The organism is Dyadobacter sp. HNCC25DJ183 (genome assembly GCF_056895175.1).
Window position 1 is genome coordinate 138,876 of the sequence record NZ_JBXHAP010000002.1, and the last position, 26,685, is coordinate 165,560.

At 45.1% G+C, this 26,685-nt stretch carries 25 protein-coding genes; 12 read left to right on the forward strand and 13 right to left on the reverse strand.

Going from position 1 to position 26,685, the window contains the following annotated elements:
* Positions 1 to 101 precede the first annotated feature (101 nt).
* From AC1XTG_RS04615 to AC1XTG_RS04635, 5 genes are all read right to left on the reverse strand, one after another.
* Positions 102 to 278, reverse strand: a complete 177-nt coding sequence (locus tag AC1XTG_RS04615) for a DUF1737 domain-containing protein (RefSeq protein ID WP_484841180.1) — start codon at positions 276 to 278, stop codon at positions 102 to 104.
* A 23-nt stretch (positions 279 to 301) separates the two neighbouring features.
* Complete coding sequence (locus AC1XTG_RS04620; RefSeq protein WP_484841181.1) at positions 302 to 556, reverse strand: hypothetical protein; 255 nt, start codon at positions 554 to 556, stop codon at positions 302 to 304.
* A 3-nt stretch (positions 557 to 559) separates the two neighbouring features.
* Entirely contained in the window at positions 560 to 1,468 is a 909-nt protein-coding gene (locus AC1XTG_RS04625; RefSeq protein WP_484841182.1) for an Abi family protein, read from the reverse strand.
* A 131-nt stretch (positions 1,469 to 1,599) separates the two neighbouring features.
* Positions 1,600 to 1,746, reverse strand: coding sequence for a hypothetical protein (locus AC1XTG_RS04630; RefSeq protein WP_484841183.1), 147 nt, complete (start codon positions 1,744 to 1,746; stop codon positions 1,600 to 1,602).
* 3 nt (positions 1,747 to 1,749) lie between these two features.
* Positions 1,750 to 2,673, reverse strand: coding sequence for an IS1595 family transposase (locus AC1XTG_RS04635; RefSeq protein ID WP_484841184.1), 924 nt, complete (start codon positions 2,671 to 2,673; stop codon positions 1,750 to 1,752).
* Positions 2,674 to 2,960: 287 nt separating this feature from the next.
* On the opposite strand from AC1XTG_RS04635, the gene AC1XTG_RS04640 reads away from it, so the two are divergent.
* The 3 genes from AC1XTG_RS04640 to AC1XTG_RS04650 all read left to right on the forward strand — a co-directional run bounded on the left by AC1XTG_RS04640 (position 2,961) and on the right by AC1XTG_RS04650 (position 5,573).
* Entirely contained in the window at positions 2,961 to 4,109 is a 1,149-nt protein-coding gene (locus tag AC1XTG_RS04640; RefSeq protein WP_484841185.1) for an ImmA/IrrE family metallo-endopeptidase, read from the forward strand.
* Positions 4,093 to 4,650 (forward strand): DUF4411 family protein, encoded by a 558-nt coding sequence (locus AC1XTG_RS04645; protein ID WP_484841186.1) that lies wholly within the window; start codon positions 4,093 to 4,095, stop codon positions 4,648 to 4,650. The genes AC1XTG_RS04640 and AC1XTG_RS04645 overlap by 17 nt, the downstream gene beginning before the upstream one ends.
* Positions 4,651 to 5,237: 587 nt before the next feature.
* Positions 5,238 to 5,573, forward strand: a complete 336-nt coding sequence (locus AC1XTG_RS04650) for a single-stranded DNA-binding protein (RefSeq protein WP_484841187.1) — start codon at positions 5,238 to 5,240, stop codon at positions 5,571 to 5,573.
* Between the two features lie 59 nt (positions 5,574 to 5,632).
* Here AC1XTG_RS04650 and AC1XTG_RS04655 read toward each other — a convergent pair whose 3' ends face one another.
* Positions 5,633 to 7,117 (reverse strand): xylulokinase, encoded by a 1,485-nt coding sequence (locus tag AC1XTG_RS04655; protein ID WP_484841188.1) that lies wholly within the window; start codon positions 7,115 to 7,117, stop codon positions 5,633 to 5,635.
* Positions 7,118 to 7,435: 318 nt separating this feature from the next.
* On the opposite strand from AC1XTG_RS04655, the gene AC1XTG_RS04660 reads away from it, so the two are divergent.
* The 3 genes from AC1XTG_RS04660 to AC1XTG_RS04670 all read left to right on the forward strand — a co-directional run bounded on the left by AC1XTG_RS04660 (position 7,436) and on the right by AC1XTG_RS04670 (position 10,411).
* Positions 7,436 to 8,899, forward strand: coding sequence for a M28 family peptidase (locus AC1XTG_RS04660; RefSeq protein WP_484841189.1), 1,464 nt, complete (start codon positions 7,436 to 7,438; stop codon positions 8,897 to 8,899).
* A gap of 10 nt (positions 8,900 to 8,909) precedes the next feature.
* Positions 8,910 to 9,719, forward strand: a complete 810-nt coding sequence (gene ispE, locus AC1XTG_RS04665; RefSeq protein WP_056279598.1) for a 4-(cytidine 5'-diphospho)-2-C-methyl-D-erythritol kinase — start codon at positions 8,910 to 8,912, stop codon at positions 9,717 to 9,719.
* 80 nt (positions 9,720 to 9,799) lie between these two features.
* A complete protein-coding gene (locus tag AC1XTG_RS04670) occupies positions 9,800 to 10,411 on the forward strand; it encodes a cytochrome c oxidase subunit 3 (protein ID WP_056279600.1) in 612 nt (203 codons plus the stop codon).
* On the opposite strand, the gene AC1XTG_RS04675 is transcribed toward AC1XTG_RS04670, so the two are convergent.
* From AC1XTG_RS04675 to ettA, 5 genes are all read right to left on the reverse strand, one after another.
* A complete protein-coding gene (locus AC1XTG_RS04675; protein WP_484841190.1) occupies positions 10,405 to 11,622 on the reverse strand; it encodes a TCR/Tet family MFS transporter in 1,218 nt (405 codons plus the stop codon). The two genes, AC1XTG_RS04670 and AC1XTG_RS04675, sit on opposite strands and share 7 nt — an antisense overlap.
* Positions 11,623 to 11,673: 51 nt before the next feature.
* Positions 11,674 to 13,260 carry an OmpA family protein gene (locus AC1XTG_RS04680; RefSeq protein WP_484841191.1) on the reverse strand — a complete coding sequence of 529 codons (1,587 nt, stop codon included), beginning with the start codon at positions 13,258 to 13,260 and terminating at the stop codon, positions 11,674 to 11,676.
* A 14-nt stretch (positions 13,261 to 13,274) separates the two neighbouring features.
* A complete protein-coding gene (locus AC1XTG_RS04685) occupies positions 13,275 to 13,871 on the reverse strand; it encodes an LOG family protein (protein WP_484841192.1) in 597 nt (198 codons plus the stop codon).
* 17 nt (positions 13,872 to 13,888) lie between these two features.
* Entirely contained in the window at positions 13,889 to 15,274 is a 1,386-nt protein-coding gene (locus AC1XTG_RS04690) for a UDP-N-acetylmuramate--L-alanine ligase (protein WP_484841193.1), read from the reverse strand.
* A 152-nt stretch (positions 15,275 to 15,426) separates the two neighbouring features.
* Positions 15,427 to 17,094, reverse strand: a complete 1,668-nt coding sequence (gene ettA / locus AC1XTG_RS04695; protein WP_056283128.1) for an energy-dependent translational throttle protein EttA — start codon at positions 17,092 to 17,094, stop codon at positions 15,427 to 15,429.
* 71 nt (positions 17,095 to 17,165) lie between these two features.
* Between ettA and AC1XTG_RS04700 the strand changes: the two genes are divergently transcribed.
* A complete protein-coding gene (locus tag AC1XTG_RS04700) occupies positions 17,166 to 18,446 on the forward strand; it encodes a DUF349 domain-containing protein (protein WP_056279610.1) in 1,281 nt (426 codons plus the stop codon).
* A 22-nt stretch (positions 18,447 to 18,468) separates the two neighbouring features.
* Here AC1XTG_RS04700 and AC1XTG_RS04705 read toward each other — a convergent pair whose 3' ends face one another.
* On the reverse strand, positions 18,469 to 19,488 hold the full coding sequence (locus AC1XTG_RS04705; protein WP_056279612.1) for a LacI family DNA-binding transcriptional regulator: 1,020 nt from the start codon (positions 19,486 to 19,488) through the stop codon (positions 18,469 to 18,471).
* Positions 19,489 to 19,766: 278 nt separating this feature from the next.
* On the opposite strand from AC1XTG_RS04705, the gene AC1XTG_RS04710 reads away from it, so the two are divergent.
* The 5 genes from AC1XTG_RS04710 (at position 19,767) to AC1XTG_RS04730 (ending at position 25,071) form a co-directional block, all read left to right on the forward strand.
* Positions 19,767 to 20,378 (forward strand): RNA polymerase sigma-70 factor, encoded by a 612-nt coding sequence (locus AC1XTG_RS04710; protein ID WP_056279613.1) that lies wholly within the window; start codon positions 19,767 to 19,769, stop codon positions 20,376 to 20,378.
* Positions 20,379 to 20,549: 171 nt separating this feature from the next.
* Positions 20,550 to 21,743: a mannonate dehydratase gene (gene uxuA / locus AC1XTG_RS04715; protein WP_484841194.1), complete on the forward strand. Its 1,194-nt coding sequence runs from the start codon at positions 20,550 to 20,552 to the stop codon at positions 21,741 to 21,743.
* A gap of 54 nt (positions 21,744 to 21,797) precedes the next feature.
* Positions 21,798 to 23,222 carry a glucuronate isomerase gene (gene uxaC / locus AC1XTG_RS04720; RefSeq protein ID WP_484841195.1) on the forward strand — a complete coding sequence of 475 codons (1,425 nt, stop codon included), beginning with the start codon at positions 21,798 to 21,800 and terminating at the stop codon, positions 23,220 to 23,222.
* Between the two features lie 148 nt (positions 23,223 to 23,370).
* Positions 23,371 to 24,366, forward strand: a complete 996-nt coding sequence (locus tag AC1XTG_RS04725) for a sugar kinase (RefSeq protein WP_056279619.1) — start codon at positions 23,371 to 23,373, stop codon at positions 24,364 to 24,366.
* 39 nt (positions 24,367 to 24,405) lie between these two features.
* Positions 24,406 to 25,071, forward strand: a complete 666-nt coding sequence (locus AC1XTG_RS04730) for a bifunctional 4-hydroxy-2-oxoglutarate aldolase/2-dehydro-3-deoxy-phosphogluconate aldolase (RefSeq protein WP_056279621.1) — start codon at positions 24,406 to 24,408, stop codon at positions 25,069 to 25,071.
* A 70-nt stretch (positions 25,072 to 25,141) separates the two neighbouring features.
* Here AC1XTG_RS04730 and AC1XTG_RS04735 read toward each other — a convergent pair whose 3' ends face one another.
* A complete protein-coding gene (locus tag AC1XTG_RS04735) occupies positions 25,142 to 26,638 on the reverse strand; it encodes a tagaturonate reductase (protein WP_484841196.1) in 1,497 nt (498 codons plus the stop codon).
* Positions 26,639 to 26,685: the final 47 nt, after the last annotated feature.

Below are 26,685 nucleotides of genomic sequence, written 5' to 3' on the forward strand. Positions count from 1 at the left end.
AAAGAGCGGGGTCAACCTCCTAATAGATCCTTCATCTAGTTCAGGTCTCCTAGGGTACGGTCAGTACCGGGGTTGGGGATTATGCAAAAGTTTTTTTTGAACTAGACTTTAACCACTGGTTGAATATATATAGCAGCCATAACGCCGTTTACGCTGTAAGTACTCACTGCTATTGATCCACTTACAGTCCATCCTTTGTTGACGTAGTTATTAACAGCATCGGTTAACTTTGCAGGGGTTTCTGCTGACAGTACTTTATATTCTAAGATCTTGTCCATGATTTAATTTGTGTTGTTGGAAATTACATGTTTTCATTATAAGGGTAAGCTACCAAGTACGTCCGTACTACATTTTCGTACTCTTCTTTACTATTCAGCCCTTTTGGATCATCGGCTTCAAATTCGAAAAGCCTATCGCTTCGCTCGTCATGCAAGAAAAACCTATCTGTTCCATCTTGGCTATAAATCTTTAATGGCTTGTCGCCAATCCAGCCTAGGAGGGGTAAGTAAGCTTCTAAGTTGAATCGCTCAATCTTTTCTCGGAATTCGTACTGCATAAGCTAGACGGATTTACTTGCCCACGCGGGAGACTCTTTCCAATTGTTTGGAAATCCCATATAATTAATATTGATAGTTGGGAAGCGGTCTATTAACGCTGTCAGCTTCTCAATAAATGCATTTTCCGGGTTTATGTAACTCAATAATCTATCAATAATTGCGACCACGCCATAGATCGTGGAGCTGAAATTATTTGGGACTACTCCATGAAATTTAAATTTTTCTCTAGATGGTACGATTGGTTGATTAGCAGTAAATAGCCTATTCCAGAGCCTTGAATGGTGTGCGCAAACATTTCTCACATTCGTAAGATGCGTTAGCCAAGAGGATAATATATTATTTATCAAATTAAGGTCACTAGCGATAGCCTGTTTTTCCGAATCATTTTTCAGGCCTTCGTATAGCTTCGATAACTTTCCAAAACTAAGAAGTTCAAGCGCCATATTGCAAGGAGGCAGTTGCTCATTTATGTATTTGAACTTGAACGCCTTAATGAATTGCTCTTGCGTATTATTAAAGCGATCTGTTATTTCTTTATTTATTATCTCATAAGTCTCCATATTAGCGTATAGATCTCTATTGGCATACCAATAGAAGCCATGATTAACGCTAAACTTATCGGTCATCTTAGCACGTAACGCTACCTCGATGCGCTCAATGTAATCCCCTAATAAATTTCTCAGGCTCTTATCAAACCTGTAATGTGTAATAACATCATCAAATGAGACATCTTTTTTAAATCTATGGCTGCCATCTCCATTTTGCAAATGGTACATATATCCTGTCAACCGGTAGTAGCCAATATTGGCAATATACCTTTTTGCCTTTTCGGGATCGTTAACATTTAATCCTCTCTCTATCAAGAGGTTAATATGCTCCTCGCAGGTGTAGGGCGGCTTGGTATAGTTCATTTTCAGAAAAGAGAGGGCAAAAAAAAGCCTCGCAAATTGCGCTTAATCAAAAGAGACCAGAGGCGTGCGAGGAATTATCCTCACAAAGATAAGAACTATTTTGCGACATAGTCCTAATATTTAGAGGGAAATTAATCATTAGATGGGACTTTTTTTTCGTCCTCTTCTTCCTTCTTAGGCTTTATCGCCGCCGCAATCATATCTTCGAAGGTGCCTTTTACGGCAACCTTCGTTTCGTATTTTTCCGCCCTTTTCTTTGGCTTTTTTTCTTCTCCCATAGGTCACATTTTTATAAGGTCAACATATCTAAGGCGCTTGCCTTCTGCACGTGCTACCGACAGTTCAAAGCGGGTAGTGTCCTTAATCTTTCTGCTATTATAACGAAAACCGAATTCATTGCAATATCTGTGCAAGTGTTTCGGGCTGACGTTGTGATAGATACCGATAATGCCTCTTTTAAGAAGGCTCCAGAAGTTTTCTATGTTGTTGGTATGTAACACTTTATCTGTTACATAGTTCCCTTCGGAGTGCTTAACAGTAATGTGTTTGTAGTCCCTTGCCAATCCAGCGTATGACTTATAAGCGTCAGTGATCACAGTAGCTGACGTGCTTACTTTTGCCCGCATAATCCCTTGAAGGACTTCGCCGGTTGTTTCATCAACAACGTAAGTGCTTACTTTACCGTCTCTTTCAAGAACACCAACAACAGGCACTTTACCCGCTCCGCCTTGTGACTCGTCTTTTCTCTTGTTAGCGTGGCGGTTTTTGTTTTTGCCACCTACGTAAGTTTCATCAACTTCAACAGTACCTTCTAGCAATTCAGGCGCATTCTCAGTCAGCATTTCACGGATACGGTGAAGAACGAACCAAGCAGTTTTCTGTGTGAGATTCAGGTCACGGCTCAACTGTAAAGAAGAGATACCCTTTTTGTGTGCAGTACATAGATACATTGCAGCGAACCAAGTACGCAGACCAATTTTAGTGTTCTCGAAGATTGTACCGCTGATTACGGTAAACTTCTTATAGCACTCTTTATTAGCACATTTATAACCACGTGAAGTAGTATAAACATGAGTGTGTCCACAGTGAGGGCAAACGGGTTTGCGTTCAACACCCCAACGCTGTTCAGCTAGGTAGTTTTTGCAAGTTTCTTCATCCTTGAAGAAGTCGAGCACTTGAAGTAAACTGTTGAATTGAGAAGTCATTTTTGCTTGTCCGTTTAACCTGTACAAATATACAAATTAATAACTTATTGGGACAAGATTTAGTAGATTTATTTTCAATAATGTGAACATTTACCGTTAACTAATTCGTTCGGGTTAATATTGCCAGTTTTATGAGTAGATTTGCTGTGAAATTGTTTTTATGATATAACTTGTTTAATATCAATAATTTAGCTATCTTCAGGTAAATGTAAAACACTTGGAAATTAGCAGTAATAATGGCGAAAATACCAACAATAGAGTTCAACGTTAATCGTCTTTATCACTTAATGTCAATCCTTAAATTGACAGAAAAAGACCTATTGGATAAGATCAATGAGGGTAAAGTGCGTAAGATAGCTCCTGATAAGATTTTTGGTGGGCTAATAAAACTAAGCCATTTAAAACAGATTGACGAAATATTTGAAAAAGGGCTTTCTTATTATATTGATCCATCAGATCCAGTAAAGAATCAGAGGGAAAGTATTTTTTTTAGAAAGCAAGAATTTAATGCGGATTTAAATTTAAGTTCCAGGAGACTAGTCCGCAAGTTTGAAGAACTGAAAGCTTCATTTGAAACTATCTCTGCTTTGTCGGATCAAAAGATACCACGTACCATTCCAGTCTTTTCGCTGAAAGACAATCCAGTAAGTGTAGGCTTACAAATAAGAAAAAGTATAAATCCTCAATTCGACACGAGAGAGCGGAAATATTTACAAAATTTGATTGAGGCTTTAAGTGACCACGGTGTTTTGGTTTTTGAATACGTTGAGCACCCCGCATTAAAAGAGAAGATTAATATAGAAGGGTTCTTTCTTAACCCAAACACTATTGTTTTAAAGAGAAATCAAAAATACTTTAAAAGAGAAATTTTCACGCTAGTTCACGAATTAGGTCACTATTTGCTAGCGGAAGAGTCCATTGATTCAGGGGTTACAGGAGAGACTTACAAAGAGGGGAATGGTACCGATGTTGAATTTTGGTGCAATCATTTTGCATTTTCTTTTCTAGCTGGAGACTACGGTAATAGAATAAATAAACTAGACAAAGCATCGGCTAACAATGATTACCACCACAGAATTGTAAACGAGGTTTCCCAGAATACTCACTTAAGTACCATTGCGATATATACAAGATTTCTGATGCTAGATATAGTATCTCCTCAGGATTATAAGGCTATTACATCTGAAATTTATGACCAGATACGGGCCTATCAAAAAGCAATTCAGGATGAGATAGACAGGAAGAAGCAGGAAGCTATTGACCAAGGGAAAGAGCCCCCTCGCGGGCAACTGCCTGTACCAATCCTTTCTCCTCTATACGTAAGTACTTTGAAAAATGCGCTTTATGATGGAGTTATAGATGAAACTGTCTTTTGCAAAAAACTAAATATTAAGCCTGAAAAAATGGAAGAACTTCTCTATGAGAGCTATAATTGACACTTCTTCGTTAGTTTCTATTGCGCAGTATTATACCTTCTTTGATTTACAAGATAAGTTTCGGTTAAAATTCACTGAATTGTATCTGGACGGATCAATAATCATAATAGACAAGGTACTCAACGAGTCAAAAAATTTCAGGCGAGTAGATGTTTTAGGGGAACTTCCATTTATAGAGAGGGAAAAGAGAATATTGAACACAAACGATATTCTTCCAACTCAAAAATTTTCCAATCAGCTTGATAATAGTTTTTGCAATAAAGATATAATACGAAAGAAAAACCTGGATCAGTTTAAATACGACATAGAGAAAAGCGATTATCTGGATAGTGCAGACGCTAAAATGATAATATATGGATTGTCAATAATAGATCAAAATCCAATTATAGTTACAGAAGAAACTAAATTTCCCAATGACGGGAAAATATTCGCAAAAATTCCATTTATTTGTGAAAACCTTAAATTGCAATGTTGCTCAACGACTACGTTTCTGAGGCATCATTGTGATATGAATATTGAATTTTCTTTTAATCAAGTATAGCATTTAAAGCAGTCCTGTAGCTCAATTGGATAGAGCAGCCGCCTACTAAGCGGAAGGTTGTGGGTTCGAATCCCGCCTGGAAGTGGCCCCAACTTCTTCCAGGCGCACGAATGAAAAAGCAGATCATAGCGATCTGCTTTTTGCTATTTGTAGGCTAGGTAATAGCTAATTATGAAGATATTTAAGCTCGATAGCTGTTTTCCCATCCTCCCTGCTGTGATGGGATAATTCGAACGTTTTAGAAATCACCTCAAAAACCGCCCCCTCGTCGTTCTCAGTTGTGTAATGAATCCTGTCCCCAACATTTGGAATATTAGCGGGATGAAACCAAATTTCCTTATAAAAATATTCTTCTGAGGGTAGCTCTCGAAATATTACTGCTACTAACACTTTGTCATTCATAATCGTATAGGATAGAGTGAATAATAGGCAAGATAATGAATTTATGCCCGTAGCCTCTCTTGTCCCAAGTCGTATATAGTTGCCTTATAAATGATTAACAACCGAATCAATTTCCAGCTCACAAACATCTTTGCATTGTCGCCGGATCGACAGTAGATAACTATTCAATTCTAAACATCATTACCATGAACTCAGTAAAATTGGTCGGTAACGTAGGACGTGAAATCAATGTAAAAGATTTTGACGGAGGAAAGATGGCCACCTTTTCACTTGCCACTAACGAGGTATATACGAACAGGAACAAGGAAGAAGTTAAAACAACGGCCTGGCACTCCATTGTAGCCTGGGGACCGCTGGCGCAAAAGTGTGAATCGTTGCTGGAAAAGGGGAAAATGGTAACCGTGGAGGGCAAGATAAACTACCGGCAGTACCAGAATAAAGATGATCACACTGTCAAGGTTGCCGAGATAGTGGCTTTCAAAATTGAAGAATATGTAAAAAGCACAGAGGTAACTGCCTGAAACCGGCTCACGAAAAAAGCTTGCTGGTCTCACCGCTATCTGTGAGACCAGCAAGTATATTAAAGGCTTGTTTCCAGCGCTTCCTTCCATTTAGCATAAGCATCTTTGGTAGCGGCGCTGTGCTGAGCATCAGGTTCTATGGTTTGTAATGCACTAAGGCCATTAAACGCGTCTGCGCGGTTCTTGTAATAACCAAGGCCAAAACCAGCTGCACGGGCAGCTCCTTGGGCACCATCGGTATTGTATAACTCTACTGTCGCTCCTGACACGTTGGCGAAAGTTTCGCGGAATACTGGACTTAGGAACATATTGGCTTCTCCCGCACGTATATTTTTGAGAGAAACACCCACGGTTTCCATGATCTCCATTCCATAGTACAATGCGAAAACAATTCCTTCCTGGGAAGCACGCGTATAATGCGGCAATCCGTGACGACTGAATTGCAGACCTTTGAATGTACTTCCCGGATCCTGGTTTTCAAGCATACGTTCCGCGCCGTTGCCGAATGGGAGGCAATACAGTCCGTCTGATCCAATAGGTGCATCGGATGCAAGCTGGTTCATTTGCGGGTAGCTGATATTCCCCTGAAAAAGGGAGTTTCTAAGCCAGCCATTCAAGCTGCCGGTACCATTTACGCAAAGAAGAACACCGTAGCGGTCAACTTCCGAAATGGGGTTTACGTGCAGGAAGGTATTTACCCTTGATTTCGGATCAAATTTGATTTGTTCACTCACACCGTAAACAACGCCCGAAGTGCCCGCAGTAGCAGCCACTTCTCCAGGTTCCAGTACATTGAGCGAGAATGCATTATTAGGTTGGTCGCCCGCCCTGTAAGTCACAGGAGTGCCTGCTTTAAGGCCAAGTGCCTCTGCTGCCTCGGCGGTAATGTGCCCCTGATCAGAGAATGTAGGCAGAACACTGGGGATAAGACCGGCATCAAAGCCAAAATGATTAAACAGGAAGTCGGCGGGACGTTTGTTCACAAAATCCCAGAAGATACCTTCGGAAAGACCTGAGGGCGTTGTCACAACTTCACCGGTCATTCGCATTGCCAGATAGTCACCGGGAAGCATGAACTTGTAGACTTTCGCGTAGACATCAGGTTCATTCTGCTTCACCCAGCCTAGTTTTGCTGCTGTAAAATTGCCCGGAGAGTTCAGCAAATGCGGCAGCACGTATTCTTCTCCAAGTTCCTGCATGGCGGTGTTACCCACTTCAACTGCCCGGCTGTCACACCAGATAATGGATGGACGGAGTACGTTTAAATTTTCATCAACCACAACCAGACCATGCATCTGATAAGAAATCCCGATCGCAGCAACTTCTTCCGGCTTAATTCCAGCCTTTTTGACAACTGCCTGCGAAGCAAGACACGCATTTTTCCACCAGTTTTCTGGCTGTTGTTCTGCAAAGCCAGGTTTAGGAGCGTCAATTGTCATTTCACGCTCCGGAAAAAACGCGGACGCTGCGACTGCGCCGGTATCTGCATGGACCAAACATGCTTTAACAGAAGAACTGCCTAAATCGAATCCCAGAAAATACATTATGTTACGAGTATTTATTGATTGCTAAATGCTGAACAGCTATGCTATAACTGCTGAAAAGTACAAAAATGTTCACTTAAAATCACAAAGCAATGCCATTAAGTGTAATGTTTACAATTAAAGTTTAGTCCGCAGGATAAATGTCATTTTTTCAATACGTTGGAAAAAATCCCGTGTAGAAAAAATTCTCTATATTGAACTCGCATATGAAACCAGACCGAGCAAATTGTAGTTTGATTTGTGTTTATCTTGCATAAGCTCAAATATCAGGTGGATATTTGTATTCTAATCAGTTGGATACATCCTTTATCAGGAACTATGAAAAAAATTGTACGGATCTTTTTGGTGAGCAGTTGTATCGTGTCGTTGCTCGGATTAAGTCCGGGTGAAAAGAAGTGGGATAAGTCTTTTGCGAAGATTGACAGTGAAGTAAGAAAGAACAGCAAAGCTTACGTCACACTTGAGAATGCTACCAAAACAATCGGTCACCGCCTGACAGGCAGCGCCAATGGGGAAAAGGCAGAGGAATATGCATTTAAGCTACTGAAAAGCTACGGCTTCACAGACGTTAAATATCAGCCTTTTGAAGTTGAAGCATGGATGCGGGACACGGTTACGCTGTCCATTGCGCCTTCCAGTTCAGATAATTTCAGGGACGTACCAGTGGTCTCGCTGGCACATTCTCCTGTAGAAGCCAACTTACAAGGTGAAATCGTGGATGTGGGTAATGGTTTGGAAGAAGACTTTGAGGCTGTCAAAGACAAAGTCAAGGGCAAAGTAGCACTTGCCAATATCAATCTAGTAGGCGTCACTGGTAAAAAGAATCTCCACCGTTCCGAGAAAACAGCGTTGGCTATTAAGTACGGAGCTACCGGCGTAATCATGGTCAACGGCGCACCCGGAAAGATCCTGCTTACAGGAACAGCTTCCGTTACAGGTGCAATTATATCTATCCCGGCAGTCTGCATATCCAGTGAAAGCGGCTTTGAAGTACGTAAATGGTTGAAAGAAGAAGGACCGCTGGAAGCGCACATTGAAATGCACAACACCTCCAAGCAGATCAAAGCCCGCAATGTAATTGCAACGCTTAAAGGGAAATCGGATGACCGCGTTATCATTGGCGGGCATTTGGACTCCTGGGATCTTGCTACCGGAGCGATCGACAATGGAATTGGCTCCTTTGCAGTAATGGATATTGCACGGACTTTCAAAGCTTTGAAGGTTAAGCCGGAAAGAACAATTCAGTTTGTTCTGTTTATGGGCGAAGAGCAGGGACTACTCGGTTCGAAACATTTTGTAAGCGAGCTTAAAAAATCGGGAGATATCAACAAGGTCACTTACATGATGAATCTTGATATGACCAATGATCCCAAGGGAGTGAATGCCTTTGGGCGTGATGAGATGAGCGAGTTTTTTGCGAATGTGGGCAATGCGATCCATTCAGTAGACTCGAATTTCAAGAACGAAATTATCAATCGCGCAGGATTGCATAGTGACCATCAGCCGTTTATGCTGGAAGGTGTGCCTATTGCAGGCTTGTCGGGACATCTGGATCCGAATGTGCTGCAATGTTATCATGCGGATTGTGATGACTTCAGTCTGGTGAACAAAGAGCAGCTGGAAACTACAGTTCGCATTGGAGCTATGTACTTATTTGCACTTTCCAGCGCCGATCAAATCGCAGTTAAAAAGTTATCAGATCAAAAAACGCGCGATTTCCTGATTTCACAGGGTTTGAAAGAAGAACTGGTGATTGGTCAGGAATGGCGCTGGGAGCACTAAACGAATTGAAATGCTTGTTTTCCCAAATGCGAAGATTAACATCGGCTTGAATATTGTTGAAAAGCGGGCCGATGGTTTTCATAACATTGAATCCTGTTTTTACCCTGTCGGCTGGAAAGATGCATTGGAAATTACGCGGACAGAATCCTTTTCAGTGGAATTTGACGGTATCTCGATACCCGGCAGCGAAGCGGATAATATCTGCGTAAAAGCATATCAGCAACTTGCCGCGGATTTTGATTTACCGCCTGTTAAGATCCATTTGCTGAAAGCTATTCCTATCGGGGCAGGTTTAGGGGGAGGCTCGGCAGATGCGGCTTTCACTATCAAGGCATTAAATGCGTTTTTTGATCTGAATATTTCTTTTGAAAAACAACTTTCATACGCACGTAGATTAGGCAGTGACTGTGCTTTTTTCATTCTCAATCAGCCAGCGTACTGTTTTGGTAAAGGTGACGAGTTCGAGCACATCGACATTGATCTCAAAGGGAAGTGGATTGTGCTTGTGAATCCCGGAATTCATATCTCTACAGTGGAGGCGTATTCGGGAATAAAGCCGCAAAAGAGTGAAGCAGATCTTAGAGCGTTGCTTGGCAGGCCGATAGAAACGTGGAAAGATCTTGTTAAAAATGATTTTGAAGCAACGCTTTTTCCTAAATACACTCTTTTAAAGGAAATTAAAGAAGAATTGTATAAACACGGTGCACAATATGCATCAATGAGTGGCTCAGGATCTACCATATTCGGGATTTTTGAGCAGGAAGCAGATCTGGCCGGTCAATTCAGTCAGTTCAAGGTATGGCAGGGAACTATGGGTTAATAATTCTTTGTAAATATGTGTAACAACCTTTCGCCAGCGTTATAATTCAACAGAATGTAAGACTGAAAATCGACCAGAAGATGAGCCCAAAACCTACCACGAAACTGAGGGAAAGTCCCTTCACAAAGCGCCGCGAACCACTCGGGTTTATGCTTTGGCTGTGTGTAGCAGGAAGCTCGCTGCTCTTCCTGTCGATATTCGTTATCTTCTTTATAAATCTTCGTCAGGAGGCCGGGCAGCTCGATTCACTGCCGGATATGTTCTGGCTTAGTACATTGGTAATCCTTTTCAGCAGTATCACCCTTCATGAGGCAAACCTGGCGTTCGCAAACGAAAGGTTCCTGCATTACCGAGTCTTTCTTTGCGCGACGATGTTCCTGGGTTTTATGTTCATCGCATTGCAGGTAGGCGGCTGGTTCGAGATGGTCAATACTCAGATTTTCAGCAATCTTAGCAATTCGAAAGGCTTCATTTATCTTCTCACAGGTTTACACCTCCTGCACATGCTGTGCGGAGTAGGATACCTGGTGTATTTATTCAGGAAAGCAGTTAAGAACCGGGCTTATGTTGACGCGTTTGTCTACAGTGTCAACCCGCCAAACCGGCTGCGGATCAAGCTATTTACCAGGTACTGGCATTTTACCGGCGCACTCTGGCTGATTGTCTTTGTAGTCCTGATCCTTCTTTATTGATCAAAATTCTTTTTGAGACTATTCCGGGCCAGGAATGTAGCCAACAAGGTGAGGATTGCGGCCATGATCATCGGAGCACCAGGTAAGTAGACTGGCGCAGACGATTTAGTGAAAGCCGCAAAAAGGTTTGTCATCAGTGGCGGTCCAATGATAGAGGTCAGACTTTGAAGGCTTGTCAATGCACCTTGTATTTCACCCTGTTCATTCGCCGCTACCTGTGTTGATATAATGCCCTGCAAAGAAGGACCGGCAATTCCGCCGAAGATATAGGGTACTGTGAATACGTACATCATCCAGCCTTCTGTGGCAAATGCATATAGCAGAAAGCCGATCGCGTAAAGCAGCAAACCCAGGTACACTCCGCGTTTCTGGCCGAGTTTTGGAATAATAAGCCTGATAAGGTATCCCTGTACCAATGCGCTCAGCACACCGACTACACCAAGTGAGTAACCAATTTCAGCTTCACCCCATTTAAATTTTTCAATCACGTAGAACGACCAATTGCTGTGCACAGCATGCATGGCGATGTACATCAGACCCAGCGAAAAGATCAATCCATAAATGACCGGGTAGCGTTTCAGATTTTTCAATGATCCGATCGGATTCGCCCTGGTCCATTCGAACTTCCGCCTGTTTTCGGGCTTCAATGATTCTGGTAAAATGAAGTACCCGTAGAGCCAGTTAATAAATGAGAATCCCGCTGCTGCCATAAATGGAACCCGCGTGCCAAACTGCCCCAGTAAACCTCCCAAAACGGGCCCAATGATAAAGCCGAGACCAAATGCAGCCCCGAGCAAGCCGAAGTTTTGCGCCCGTTTTTCAGGCGTACTCACGTCAGCGATGTAGGCAGCACCAGTAGTGAAACTGGCGCCCAGAATTCCTGCAATAATGCGTCCCATATACAACCAGCCGAGTGAAGGCGCGAAAGCAAGGAAGACGTAGTCAATCCCAAAACCGAAAAGAGAAGCCAGCAAAACGGGCTGCCTGCCAAACTGATCACTGATGCCGCCGATAATGGGTGCACAAAGAAATTGCATGGCCGCATAGGCAAACAGAAGCCAGCCTCCGTCACGTGAAGCCTGGCTGATTGTGTCGCCGGTCAGTTCACTGATCAGCTTGGGCATAACCGGAATAATGATTCCAAGCCCGATTACGTCAATAAGAAGTGTAACAAAAATGAAACCTATCGCGGGGGAACGGTTTGCAGACATGATGATGCAGTTTAGGCCTTTGGTACCTTAAAATTTTAATGCCTGCAATGACTATTTCGTCAAAATCTTGAACTCTACTCTGCGGTTGAGCTGCTGACCTTCGGGTGTGTCGTTTTTGGCGACCGGCACAGTCTCACCATATCCCTTGCTCGCAACACGGTCAGGCTCTATGCCTTTGCCAATCAGGTATTCACGTACTGTATCCGCCCGTTCCTGCGATAATTGCAGGTTGAATGCCGCGCTGCCTGTGTTATCTGTGTGTCCGCCGAGTTCAATGGTAAGTGTCTTGTTTTCCACCATAGACAGAGAAATCCTGTCGAGCTCGGGATAAGATTCCTTGTTCAATGTAGATTTCCCGGTCGCGAAGAAAATATTGTTCAGCCTGACGATCTGGCCTTCTTCAATCGGAATCAGCTTCAAAGACTTGTTTGCAATTTCCCGGAAATTCTTTCCGGATCCATTGGTTGTCGAATCTGTCAGATCGACATTTTCACCTTCTGCTATAAAATTAGGCGCAACAGCGCGCATGCTGTATTTGTAGCCGTACGGAAGTACAATCTTGTATTCGCCCGTAGTCGGGTTGGTAGTTGCGGTACCTACTTCTTCTCCGTCAGCCAGATTTTCATACACAATTGTGGCTTCAACAGGCTTGCCCGTTTTGGAATCGATCACTTTTCCGCTGATCATCACCACGGGGTCAGCTGCCGGGATATTTGCAATGGGAGCTTCGGAAGCTGTGTCGCCAGGTGTTGTTTTAGGCCGGAGATCAAATCTTACAACGTCTCCTTTCCCTTCGGTATCCTTAAAAGACACCATATACGCATAGTCGCCCAGCGCTGAAATGGTGTAGTAAGCATCATAACCATCGGTATTAATGGCAGGTCCGAGATTCACAGGCCGGCTCCATCTCTTCCAGGATTTATCGATCCGTTTGCTGTAATAAATATCATTGTTTCCCTGCCCGCCTTTGCGATCGCTCGAAAAATAAAGGGTAACGCCGTCGGGTGCGAGAAATGGTGTAGTTTCAGTGAATTCGTTCGTATTGATTTCGGGTCCCAAATCCATCGGCTTGGTCCATGTACCGTTTTTCTGTTTAAAACTGACGTACATATTATCGACTTTGCTGTTCTTTTTTTCGCTGAAAGACATAACGAGCGTTTTGCCATCTGTGGACAGATAACCGCAGTCAAACTGGCCTTTGCTGATCTTGGCATAACCCGGAATTTCGATCTTGTTCGGTGCCGACCAACCCCGCGCCGTCTTTTTGCTTGTTGAAAATCCCCGTGTCTCGTAGACGCCGTTCTTGTAAGCGCCTTTTAACAAAAGCGTATTTCCATCGGGAGTAATGCTATATAACGAGTTGTAATCTTCCTTGTTCAATGGAGAAGGAAGCCGCCGTGCCTGTGTCCATTTATCATTTTTCAATTCAGAATACCAGATATCCTGACTGCCTTTTGCCCCGTGCGTATTTTGCGGGTGACTTACCCTCGAAAAGTAAATGGTTTTTCCATCAGGAGAGATAATGGGGCTGATCTCGTTGTATTCTGTATTTACAGTTTTTCCAAGATTTTCCAGTTGCCCGAAAGCACTGAGAGATGTCAGGTATACAAAAAGGTACAAAATTGAAATACGAATCATGCAGGGGAGGCTAACTAGTTGTTATCTACATATAACGAGCTATCAAGAGGCTTATTTTCCGGATTTTCGCGTCGGAATATCTCCATTTTCTCCAATAGTTCAGCAGAATTATTAGCAACTACCAGCAACTGTTGATTCTGCGGATGTAAAAAGCCTTCTTCAACCATTTTGTCCAGTTGAAGAAGTAACAAATCGTAGTATCCATTTACATTGAGCAGGCCAATGGGTCCGTGGAAAATCCGGAGCTGCGCCCAGGTTAGTATCTCAAACAATTCATCGAAAGTCCCATACCCGCCAGCCATCGCAATCACACCATCTGAGAGCGAAACCATCTTGGCTTTCCGCTCGTGCATGGTATCTACAAAATGCAGCTCTGAAAGTGTCTTATGGGCATTTTCAAGTTTAGACAGAAAGTTGGGTATGATCCCCGTGACAAAACCGCCGTGATCCATTGCGCCGTCGGCAACCCGGCCCATTAAGCCCATATTGCCACCGCCGTAAATCAGTTTGATGTTTCGTTTAGCCAGTTCGTGCCCGAGTTCGTAGGCATTTTCAGCATAAACAGGTTTTTTCCCGGGGTTTGATCCGCAATAAACTACGATGGATTGCATGGTATCAGTGTTGTGGATTATGCTTCAAGAATCGCATTGCTCAATGCTTTCAAATCTAAGTCACCGAATGTACCAGAGCTCATCATGAGCAGGTTCGCATTCTGCCAGGTTAGCGATTTCAGGAATGTTTCCAGCTGCCTCGCATCAGTGAAAATCTTCAAATCATCCCTCTTGAATGCAGCGCGGATATCTTCTTCCGAAAGCGCTTCAAGCCGCTTATGTTCTACGGTTTGGGGATTGTAGTAAATAACCGCAACATCGGCTGCTTTCAGCTTTCTTCTGTACTGAGTCAGGAATGCTTTGTTCAAGCTGCTGAAAGTGTGCAGCTCGGCGCAGGCTACCAGCTGCCGGTCGGGAAACTGCTCTTTTAATGCGGCAGTGGTTGCTTCCACTTTGGACGGCGCGTGCGCAAAGTCGCGGTAAACGCTCACCGAGTCGGAGCTGCCCAGGAGTTCAAGCCGCTTGGATGCGCCTTTGAATGTTTGAATGGCATTGTAAAACTCTTCATCGGTCACGCCCAGCCGCTCGCATACAGCCTTCGCGCCGCTGATATTTTTCATGTTATGGTTACCAAAAACCAAAACCGGCACTTCACCCTGCTCTGCGGTAAGCAGGATTGTTTTACCATTTTCAATCTTGTTGGGGTGTACATTATAAGCGATATTCGCTACGTCCGGACGCTCTTTTTGTCCGATCACATTAAGCATATCATCGGTTTCGTCAAAAATGATTGCGCCCGCCTTTGGCAAGGAATCTGCTAAAAGCTCAAACTGCTTCACATAAGACTCCCAGGTTGGAAATACATTGAAATGATCCCACGCAATGCCGCTGATTAATGCGATATGCGGCTGATAATGCATGAATTTCGGGGTAGGATCCAGCGGGGAGGTAAAGTATTCATCACCTTCGACAATGATCACCGGTGCATTTTCGGATAGCTTCACCATGTTATCGAAACCTTCGATCTGCGCTCCTACCAGGTAATTGAAAATGCGGTTATTATATTTTAAAACGTGCAGGACCATGGATGTGGTGGTAGTTTTGCCGTGACTTCCGGCAATGACCACGCGCTGCTTGCTCTGGCTTTGCTCAAAGATGTATTCAGGGTAGGAGTACACTTTGATCCCCAGCTCCCGCGCACGGGCAAGTTCAGGGTTGTCCTGGCGGGCATGCATTCCCAGGATAACGGATTGAAGATCAGAAGTTATCTTGTCAGGGAACCAACCAGTAACAGCAGGCAAGAGATCGTATTGAGCAAGCCTGCTGGCCGAAGGTTCATATATCTCATCGTCTGATCCTGTAACGATATATCCTTTCAGGTGAAGCTCGATGGCAAGATTATGCATGACGCTGCCACCTATTGAGATGAAGTGTATTTTAGGCAAGGACGAATTTGGACTCATTGATTGGGAAAACTGATTTGTCCGAAAGTTAGCAAGAATTGATCTTTGAGCAAATGAGCAAGCTTGTCACGTTGAGCGCAGTCGAAACGCGACTGCGCTCAACGTGACAAGCTTGCAAACTCAATGTGACAAGGCGTTGCTCAACGCGACGGCTAAGCCAGTTTTTTGTACTTAATGCGCTTTGGCGTGGCGTCTCCGCCAAGTCTTTTGCGCCTGTTTTCTTCGTATTCAGAGAAGTTTCCTTCAAACCAATACACCTGCGAATCGCCTTCGAATGCCAGAATATGGGTAGCTACGCGGTCGAGGAACCACCGGTCGTGGGAAATGATTACTGCGCAACCCGCGAAATTTTCCAGACCTTCCTCCAATGCGCGTAATGTGTTTACGTCCAAATCATTGGTCGGCTCATCGAGCAGCAGCAGGTTACCGCCTTCTTTGAGCGTCATGGCAAGGTGTACCCGGTTTCTTTCTCCACCAGACAAGTTGCCTACTTTCTTTTCCTGATCGCCGCCACCGAAGTTAAACCGGCTCACATAAGCCCTTGCATTCGACTGTTTGCCGCCGATCATAATCCAGTCATTTCCGTCGGCAATGCTTTGATATACTGTTTTAACAGGGTCAAGATTATCGTGTTCCTGATCAACATAAGCCAGCTCCACAGTCTCGCCCACATCGAAGTGGCCTGTAAGTGGTTTCAGCTGTCCGGTGATGAGTTTGAAAAGCGTTGTTTTACCCGCACCGTTTGGCCCGATAATACCAACAATTCCATTTGGAGGTAATGCAAAATTGAGGTTTTCGTAAAGCAGCTTGTCACCAAAGCCCATTGAAACATTATGTGCCTCAATCACTTTGTTACCCAGTCTTGGTCCGGCAGGTATGAAGATCTCCAATTTCTCTTCTTTCTCGCGTCCTTCCTCTCCAAGCAATCTCTCGTATGCGCCCAAACGTGCTTTAGACTTCGCCTGACGGCCTTTTGCGCCCATTCTAACCCACTCCAACTCACGTTGCAGCGTTTTCTGGCGTTTTGATTCTGTTTTCTCTTCTTTTTTCAGTCGCTCCTGCTTTTGTTCCAGCCACGAAGAATAATTGCCTTTCCACGGAATTCCCTCGCCGCGATCCAGTTCCAGGATCCAGCCGGCTACATTGTCGAGGAAGTACCTGTCGTGGGTTACCGCAATGACAGTACCTTTATATTGTCTTAAATGCTCTTCAAGCCAGAGTACCGACTCGGCGTCAAGGTGGTTGGTTGGTTCATCCAGCAAAAGCACGTCGGGTTGGCGGAGCAGGAGCCGGCACAATGCTACCCTGCGTTTTTCACCACCCGAAAGTGTCGATACCAGCGCATCCGAAGGTGGGCAGCGCAATGCATCCATTGCAATTTCAAGACGGTTATCAAGGTTCCACGCGTCAGCTGCGTCTAGTTTTTCCTGAACCTCACCTTGTCTTTCAAGTAATTTGTCAAAGTCTGCATCTTCCTCACCGAAGGCTTCATTGATCTGGTCAAACTCTTTTAAAAGATCGACAATCTCCTGAACACCTTCTTCAACAACTTCTCTGACGGTTTTGGTTGGGTCTAGTTTAGGCTCCTGTTCAAGCATTCCGACGGAGTAACCGGGCGAGAAAACGACGTCTCCCTGGATGTCTTTATCGATTCCGGCAATAACCCGCAGCAGCGTTGATTTCCCTGAACCATTTAATCCAAGAACCCCGATTTTTGCACCATAAAAAAAGGATAAATAGATATTTTTAATAATATGCCTGTTGGGAGGAATGATTTTGTTGACCCCAGACATTGAGAAAATAATGGTTTCGTTACTCATTTTTTGTTTAATTTGTGCGTAACAAATATCGTTATATATCCCTACACTTAGCAGATAAAAAAATTGGAAGAATGGAAAATGCCACATTGAATGATGAATACGGCTACGTTAAGGACAGCAAAGTATTTTTAAAGGGGTATTTAGATTTCCCCGACCGGCAAATTGGAGAAGTTAAAAGGACAGAGCAGGAGGCGATAGATTATTTTAAAAATCGGTTTAATATCGTCCTGAACAAAGTCGAGCAACTGGAGAAGGAAATAGATGAAGCCCTCAACAAAGGCTCTTATCTGACCAAACTGATCCAGCTGCAACGTAAGCTTAAAGGTTTTGACGCACTCGGGGATTTTGTCCCTCTGCTGCAGCGACTGGAAGAGAAAGAGGAGTACCTGAAAGGCTTGATCGAAGTTAACCAGCTCAAAAATCTTGAAATAAAACGTGCACTGATCGAGGATGTCAGAGTGGCTGCCGCCATTGAAGACTATGCTGCCGCAACCGATCAGATACAGGAAATAAAAGCAAAATGGATCCGTACGGGGCCGGTTGAAAAAGAGTATCAGGAGGAAGTGGAAAGCACATTCCAGCAGATACTCGACGATTTCTTCCAGCGCCGCCGTGACTATTTCGACGAACAGAATAAGATTAACCAGCAACGCATTGAAGAGTACGAAAAGCTGATTAAGATTACGAAAACACTCAGCTATTCACGCGATCTGGACGATGCTTATGCCAAGGCACGCGATGTGCGCAATGCGTGGAATAATGTAGGAGAAGTACCGCCGAAGCGCTTTTTCAAAGTGAACAAGGCTTACAGGCACTTCCTGAAATTGTTTTATGATAAATACAATCTTGCAAAAGGCATTGAACCGAAAGTACGCGTAGACCCGCGGATTGTGGAACAACAAAAGCTGCTGGCGCAAGCAGAAACACTGCTGCGCTCACAGGATATCGTTGAAGCATCGCAGGAAGCGAAAGTGCTGCTTAGCAAGTGGAAAGAGATCAAAATACCATTCAAGCTGGCCGACAAGGAGCTTGCGGAGCGTTTCAGAATGGTTTGCGATAAAATATTTGAGTTAAGCTACCTGGCGCGCGTGATCAGCAGAAAGTACCCTGCATTTGAACTGAAAAGTCAGGAGGAACAGCTTCGCACCAAGTATAGGGAGCTGGAATGGCTTGCAAAACGTGAAAAGAGCGATCTTGAATTTGCAATCCTTGAATTCGACAGAACAGCTACCGGCGATCCTGAGCTAGACAAGCAGGCAGCAGGCCGAATCAATATTCAGAAGCGTAAGGTTCAGATGAAAGAACGCATTCTGGCTGAATTTGACAGAAAGTTGAAAACCATTACCGGGTGACGTTCACCGGTTAACGATACGATCACTTCATAGAAGATTTGTTGATCACCAAATTAGAAGGCAATACCCTGGTCTCGAATTCGGCCGGGGTATTTTTGCTTTCTATCAAATCCAGTAACAAAGAAGTGGCCTGCTGCCCCATTTCAAAGGAGGGCTGGGTAATGGAGCTCACCGGCGGATCGAGCAGCGACGACATGGCCAGGTCACAAAAGCCTACCACTGCTACATCGTCGGGCATGCGGTAGCCGAGCTGCCGCAATGCGGAATGCACGCCCATTGTAATACGGTCACTTGCGCCGAAAATAGCGTCGGGCCTTTCACGGAGTGCCATTAACTGATAGGTACGCTCGGTACCACCTGCCTGGGTAATCTCGCTATGCAGTACCCATTCTTCCTGAAAATCAATCCCATGTTTGCGCAATGCATCTTTGTAGCCTTCCAAACGGAACCGTGTAATGGAAACGGGCTTTGGGCCGGCTATATGCGCGATCCGGCGACAGCCCTGACTGATCAGATGTTCTGTGGCTTCGAATGCGCCTTTGTAATCGTCTACTCTTACTTTATGCGTTTGCATTGCCTCACTTACCCGGTCAAAAAACACGACCGGAATACCCTGTTCCTGCAGGGAGACGAAATGGTCAATATTCTCAGACTGACTTGAAATCGCAACCACCAGTCCGTCGACCCTCCTGGAAGCAATGTGCCTGGAAGCAGAACGCTCTCTTTCTAAAAGTTCGTGGCTCTGATAAATCATGGTATGATACCCGCGGCTGTAAGCAATATCCTCAACACCGCCGATAGCCGAAGAGTAAAAACGGTTGGCAATATCCGGCACGATCACCCCGATCGTTTGTGTACGGTTTTTCAGCAGGCTGATTGCAATAGGGTTGGGGTAATAGTTGAGCTGCTCAGCCAGGTTGATGACTTTCTTCTTGGTTTCCTCGCTGATTTCGCTGCTATCCCTTAATGCGCGCGACACTGTCGATTTGGAAATATTCAGTTGTCGTGCAATCTCTTTGATGGTAATGGAAACCTTTTTCATGGAGGATATGGGAATAATGCAATCTTACTAAAAAACCTGTGAAATGCACCAAAGTCGGATGGTTGCACAATTTACCGCATTACAGCAGAAGTTCCGGGAAAAATTCCGGGAACGGGAACGGTTCCGGGAACGGTTGCGTGAAATAATTGCTTTTTTTCAAGATTTATTTTTGTGTATCACTGAATCAATGGTTAAACTCGGTTCACTGTTGACGAAGATCAGCTACTGCACACCACTACCAATCACGGAAATTTTCTAAACCAACCCAGCCTGAATACATGGAAGCAAAATCGTTTACCTGTAAAACATCTTCTGCTACAAATCAGAAAAATTTGTTGGAGAACCTGTTCGGCAAAGTAGTGGCGAACGGCGACTACCATGCTTTCCGCGAGCTCTTCAACCACCATTACAGATCACTTTGCAACTACGCCATGCGTGTAGTAATCACCCGCGAAATCGCCGAAGAAGTTGTTTCGGATGTGTTTGTGAAACTTTGGAAAAATCGCGAGCAGATCGAAGTGCATACTTCTTTTCAGGCTTACATTTACCGCGCTGTACGCAACCAGGCGCTGGATTATCTCAAATTGAGGATACACCGGCAGAATGAGCGGGAATCGCTGGATTCCGTGCAATGGAACATGACCCACGCTGACCACTTTTCTCCCTGCGAGGAATTGTCGTTCAACGAGTTTTACGAGCACGTGGAAGATTGCATTCAGGCACTGCCAAGACAATGCCAGCTGATTTTCCGGCTGAGCCGCGAAGAAGGGCTACGTTATCGTGACATAGCCGAAAAACTCGCCATCTCGGTCAAAACAGTTGAAACTCAGATGAGCCGCGCATTGAAAGTACTAAGAGAGCGCGTTCCTGAGCATAGGTTGGTAGCTTAGATACTTCGGCTGTCGGAAATTTAGAAACTTCGGCTGTCGGCAATCGGCAATCGGCTTTTTTTTTGAGACAACCATAATAATCACTTTTGCTGACAGGTCATTCTGAAAAGCATTTAACTAAAACTGCTAAAAGCCGACGGCCGAGAGCCGAAAGCCGATAGCCCCTTAAAAATGTCCCTAGAACAAACTTGGCGGTGGTTTGGGCCTAATGATCCTGTTTCTTTGCAGGATATCAGACAGGCAGGCGCCACCGGAATCGTAACAGCATTGCACCACATCCCCAACGGTCAGATTTGGGAGGTAGATGAAATTTTAGCAAGAAAAGAAATGATCGGGCAGGCCGGGCTTACCTGGTCTGTAGTCGAAAGTGTGCCTGTGCATGAGGCTATCAAAACGCGTACGGGAGATTTTGAAAAGTATATTCTCAATTATCAGCAAAGTCTCCGCAACCTTGGGGCATGCGGTATTGACACGGTCTGCTACAACTTCATGCCGATCCTCGACTGGACAAGAACGGACCTGGACGCGCCTATGAAAGACGGATCGACAGGATTACGGTTTGATGCCGCGCAGTTTGCTGCCTTTGATCTTTATCTGCTAAACAGGCCGGAAGCGCAGGAACTGTATACCGACGAGCAGAAATCAAAAGCGAAAAGCTGGCTTGATGCTGCCAGGGAAGAAGACGTGCAGCGATTGGTCCGGAATATAATCGCGGGATTACCGGGTTCCGAAGAGAGTTTTACAATCGAAGAGTTCCGGAAAGTGCTTGACACTTACAAGGAAATCGGCGATCTGGAATTGAGAACGCATTTGTACCAGTTTATTCAGGCAATAGGTCCCGTAGCAGCAGAAGCGGGTATCAGACTGGCCATTCACCCTGACGATCCTCCGTATCCTATTTTGGGTTTGCCGCGCGTGGTAAGTACTGAAACCGACGCGATGATGCTGCTGGAAGCTTACGATAACCAGGCAAACGGCATTTGTTTTTGCACGGGATCGTATGGTGTTCGGGCGGATAACGACCTGGCAGGAATGGTGGAAAGACTGGGAAGCAAGATTCATTTCATTCATTTGCGCGCGACGCGGAGAGAACGCGACGGGAGCTTTTACGAAGCCGATCACCTGGACGGCGACGTAGATATGTACAGTGTCATGAAGGGGCTTGTTTTGGAACAAAAAAGGAGAAAAGAAGAAGGGAGAACTGACCTCCGCATGCCTTTTCGACCAGATCACGGACACCGCATGCTCGATGACCTGACAACCGGAAAGCGTACTAATCCCGGATATACAGCAATCGGCCGCTTGCGTGGGCTTGCGGAACTACGTGGACTGGAATACGGAATTGAAAGAGGGTTGAATAATTGAACCTCCCGAACCCCCCAAAGGGGGCAGGGGGTATAAGAGAAAAAGCTCACTAAGATGACAACAATCGCTACCGCACAAAAGACATTCATTAGCGAAGATTTTCTCCTTCGCTCAGAAACAGCGCGTGTTCTTTACCATGAATATGCGAAAGAAATGCCGATCATAGATTATCACTGCCATTTGCCGCCCGACCAGATCGCAGCGGACAGGCAATTCGATAATCTTACGCAGATATGGTTGTATGGCGACCATTACAAATGGCGGGCAATGCGGGCCAATGGTATCAATGAACGATACTGTACAGGTGAGGCAAGCGATTGGGAAAAGTTTGAGCAGTGGGGCGCTACGGTACCTTATACGATGCGGAACCCGCTCTACCACTGGACCCACCTTGAATTGCTCAGGTACTTCGATGTGGATATCCTGCTCAATAAGGATACTGCCCGGGAAATTTATGAAGAGTGCTCTGCCAAATTGAAGCAGCCTGATTTCTCAGTAAAAAGCTTGCTTAATAAAATGAATGTGAAGGTGATCTGTACCACGGATGATCCGACAGATTCTCTTGAATATCACAAGCTGATAGAACAAAGCGGGCTTAATATCAAGGTCCTTCCAACTTTCCGGCCGGACAAGGCGATGCTCCTGATCGATAGTCCGGAAGATTTCAATGCTTATCTGGAGAAACTGGCGGCAAGTTCCGGGAAGTCGTCAATCTCAGATTATAACGATCTTTTGGCGGCGCTTCAAAACCGTCACGATTTCTTTGCTTCCATGGGTGGGCGGCTTTCTGATCATGGACTGGAACATATTTACGCGAGCTTCGACGAGGAGGCAGCTAAAAATGCATTCAATGTAACCAGATCGGGCCAGCTTGCAGGTGAGGCGGATCGTACTGCATTCAAGTCAATGTTACTTTTTGATCTTGCCAAAATGGACCATGCAAAGTCGTGGACGCAGCAATTCCATTTAGGTGCATTGCGGAACAACAATGCACGAATGCTCCGGGAACTTGGACCTGATACCGGCTGGGATTCTATCGGAGATTATAGCCAGGCGCAGGCACTATCGAAGTTCCTGAACAAGCTGGATTCTACCGATCAACTTGCTAAAACAGTACTCTATAACCTCAATCCGGCAGATAACGAAGTGCTGGCCACAATGACGGGCAACTACAATGATGGTACCGTAGCGGGCAAAATGCAATTCGGTTCGGGCTGGTGGTTTCTGGACCAGAAAGACGGAATGGAGCGGCAAATGAATGCATTATCGAACATGGGACTACTCAGCCGCTTTGTTGGAATGCTGACTGATTCGCGCAGCTTCTTGTCTTATCCGCGTCACGAATATTTCAGAAGGATATTGTGTAACCTGATCGGGAACGATGTGGACAACGGTGAGTTGCCAAACGATATTCCGTGGCTGGGTAAAATGGTACAGGATATCTCGTATCACAATGCCAGCAGGTATTTTGATTTTTGAAAAAAAACTAGATTCTCATAAAATGTAATTAGATAGCCCAGACTCTTAGTTGTGGGCTATTTTGATGTTAAGTGTTATTTTTGATCAATTCTTAACCTTTACCAACGCCTCTTCAAAGCTGATTTGTACGAAAGGCATTATCTAAAATATGGCTCAAATAGTTTCTTTCGGTGAAGTCCTGATGCGGCTCTCCACTCCCGGTTTCTCCCGTTTTGAACAGGCACGGCAACTTAACGTTACCTATGCAGGCGGCGAGGCGAATGTTTCAACGGCACTTGCTTACTGGGGACATCATACTGCTCACGTAACCCGTTTTCCTGATTCTCCAATTGGTCGGGCTGCGGCGCAGTACCTGCAATTTCACGGTGTTGATATTTCACATATCATCTACGGCGGGCCGAGAATGGCAGTATACTTTCTTGAAATGGGAGCTGCATTGCGCGGAAGTCAGATCGTGTATGATCGCGCGAATTCCTCATTGGCGGAAATCGATCCGAAAGAAATTGATTGGGAAAGTATCCTGAAAGATGCCAAATGGTTCCACTGGGCAGGGATTACACCTGCATTGTCACAAGGCGCAGCAGATGCATTGCTGGACGGGATCAAAGTTGCCAGAAAGTACGGACTGACCGTTTCAGGAGATATATTCTATCGGGCGAATCTGTGGAAGTACGGCAAAAAGCCATCAGACATTTTGCCGGAGCTTACTGCGGGAACTGACATCGTGATTGCAAACAAGGAGAATATTAAAGAGATTTTCGGCATTGAAGGAAACGATTTCCGGGAGTCCTGCGTCAACTTACAGAAGGCTTATCCGCAGGTTAGCACAGTTGTCGATACAAAAAGAACCTCTATAAGTGCCTCCCACAATCTGCTGCGGGCTTATTTGTGGAATGGAAGCGAACTCCTGGAAACAGAGGATATCGAGATTAACCCGATTATTGACAGGGTAGGAGGCGGAGATGCTTTTATTGCCGGTCTGATTCACGGATTGATCACTTTCAACGATCAGCAAAAAGCATTGGAGTTCGGAGTTGCAGCGTCCGCATTGAAGCATACGATAGAAGGAGATGCATTGATCTCGACGATTGACGAAGTGGAAGCGATCAGGCAGGGTGAAACTTCGGGTAGAATTAAAAGATAAAAATCAGGTACCCGGTAACGCGGGGTCACAAGCATTATTATGGATAAAGAAACAACACTGGTACTATTGAACGAAGTGGGTATTGTGCCCCTGTTCTATCATGCCGATATAGAAGTTGCCAAGGAGATTGTTAATGCAAGCTACCGTGGCGGCGCGAGAGCAATTGAATTTACAAATCGCGGGGAGAACGCATTTACCGTTTTCAAGGAACTGCTGGCATATACGAAGGAAAGCTTGCCAGGACTTTCCCTTGGAATTGGTACCATTTATGATGCTGAGACTGCTCAGAAATTCATAGATGCGGGGACAGATTTCATTGTAACACCTTGTCTCAACCCGGCAGTTGGGAGTGCCTGCGCACAGGCGAATATACCCTGGATTCCGGGCGTGGCTACGCTTACAGAGATATATAATGCGCAGCAGGCGGGTGCAGAGGTAGTTAAGTTGTTTCCGGGAGATGTTGTAGGATCCGCATTTGTAAGGGCTATTCGTGGACCAATGCCAAAAGTGAAGATTATGGTAACCGGCGGAGTGCAGCCGACACGCGAAAGTATTAGCGAGTGGTTTGGCGCTGGCGTATATGCAGTCGGCCTGGGTTCCAACCTGTTTCCAAAGGACATTGTTGCAGAAGGAAACTATCCCTGGATCGAGCAAAAAGTAGCCGAAAGTATCGCGCTCGTCAAAGAATTCCGTCAGAACAGCTAGGAGCTTTTGGCATAATAAAACTTCTCAGGCGGACCAGAAATCAGCACTCCGGTCCGCCTGGAACTAACTCCTAATTCTTAGGAATAATTGTCAGTACTTCTGCATTCTCAGCCATGTTTTCCTTTACTGCATTGGCGAAGCCGGGGAGCAATGTCAGGTCAGTATCCCATAACTCAATATCGCTCATTACCTGTTCGGCAAGGTCCACCGGTGAAGCGGCATTCCTCCATTTCTCGTCAAAATAAGCGGCAGAGTCGCAACGGATCGAGTAAGGGCGTCCATCCAGATCTCCGTAATAGTTGCCGTCTTTATGCACCACCGGTTTCATGAATTTCAGAAAAGCGGCAAAGCCTTTTGCAAATAGCAGCGGCGGCTGGTCTGAATGCTTGTAGTGTTCCAGCAGAGTAGGAACGTTACGCATTTTCATCTTCGCCGTGTATTGTACGGTAATATCAATCAGCTGGTGCCTGATAAATGGGTTGCGGAAACGATCCAGTACCTGGCTTCCAAAATCCCTTGCGCGTGCCGGGTCTACCGGGTAAGGTATTGCAGGGGCAAGCTCATTAAGCATCAGGTTTGTTACAAAACTGGCAGTTTCTGGTGTCTCCATATTCTCACGCACAGTTTCCAGTCCATGCAAATAGCAGAGTCCCGCAGACAATGTATGCGTACCATTCAGCAGGCGCAGCTTCAACTCGCGATGCAGATCGATATCATGTTCAATCACGACCCCGCTGTCTGCTTCCGCGAAACTGAGCACGGAGCGGATATATGCATCGCCTTCAATCGCCCATAGGCTGTACACTTCTGATATAATCATCAGATCATCTTGAAAACCAAGCTTTCCTGAAAGTTCTTCTATACTCTCTGCATCAGGTTTACCGGGAACAATACGGTCTACAAGCGAGCTGCAAAAATGGTTTGCATTTTCGAGCCAGCTGATGAATGCATCTTCAAGCTGGTGACGCGAAGCTTGCTCCATTACAATCGAGCGTAATTTTGGCCCGTTTCCTACAATTAACTCCGTAGGTACAATCACCATTCCCGATTCTTCTGACCCGCCGAAAGTTTTAAAGCGCTCATACAAATACGCGGTTAACTTACCTGGGAATGAAGCAGGAGGTGAGGCAAAAATATCGTCATCGGTCAGCTGAATGCCCACCTCCGTGGTATTGGATATCACAATTCGTATTGCGGGATCAGCAGCGCATTTTAATATGTCGGCCCATTCCGTACTGGCGCTCAGGGTCCGGCTGATTGAAGCATTAATGACGGTTTCGTCCACCTGCCGCCCGTTGTCGATCCCGCGAATGCTATGCGAGTACAGGTTTTGTTGTTGTTTAAATGCGTCTGTTCCGCCGCTTCCGGTGGACTTTACAACCACAATCCTTCCATTGAAAATCGCTTTCTGATTAGCCTTATTTACGAAATAATCGGGCAAGCCACGCAAAAGCACGCCTGTGCCAAACTGGATGATTTTTTCGGGCAAAGCAAGCGGCTGCCGGTGATTTGGCAGCAGGTCAGGACGTTGATCCAGGAGTTCGGGTGAAAGTTGCGGTAAAGACATTTTTAAAGAAATAAGTACATTAATGTGACGCCAATTACAAATGGTAA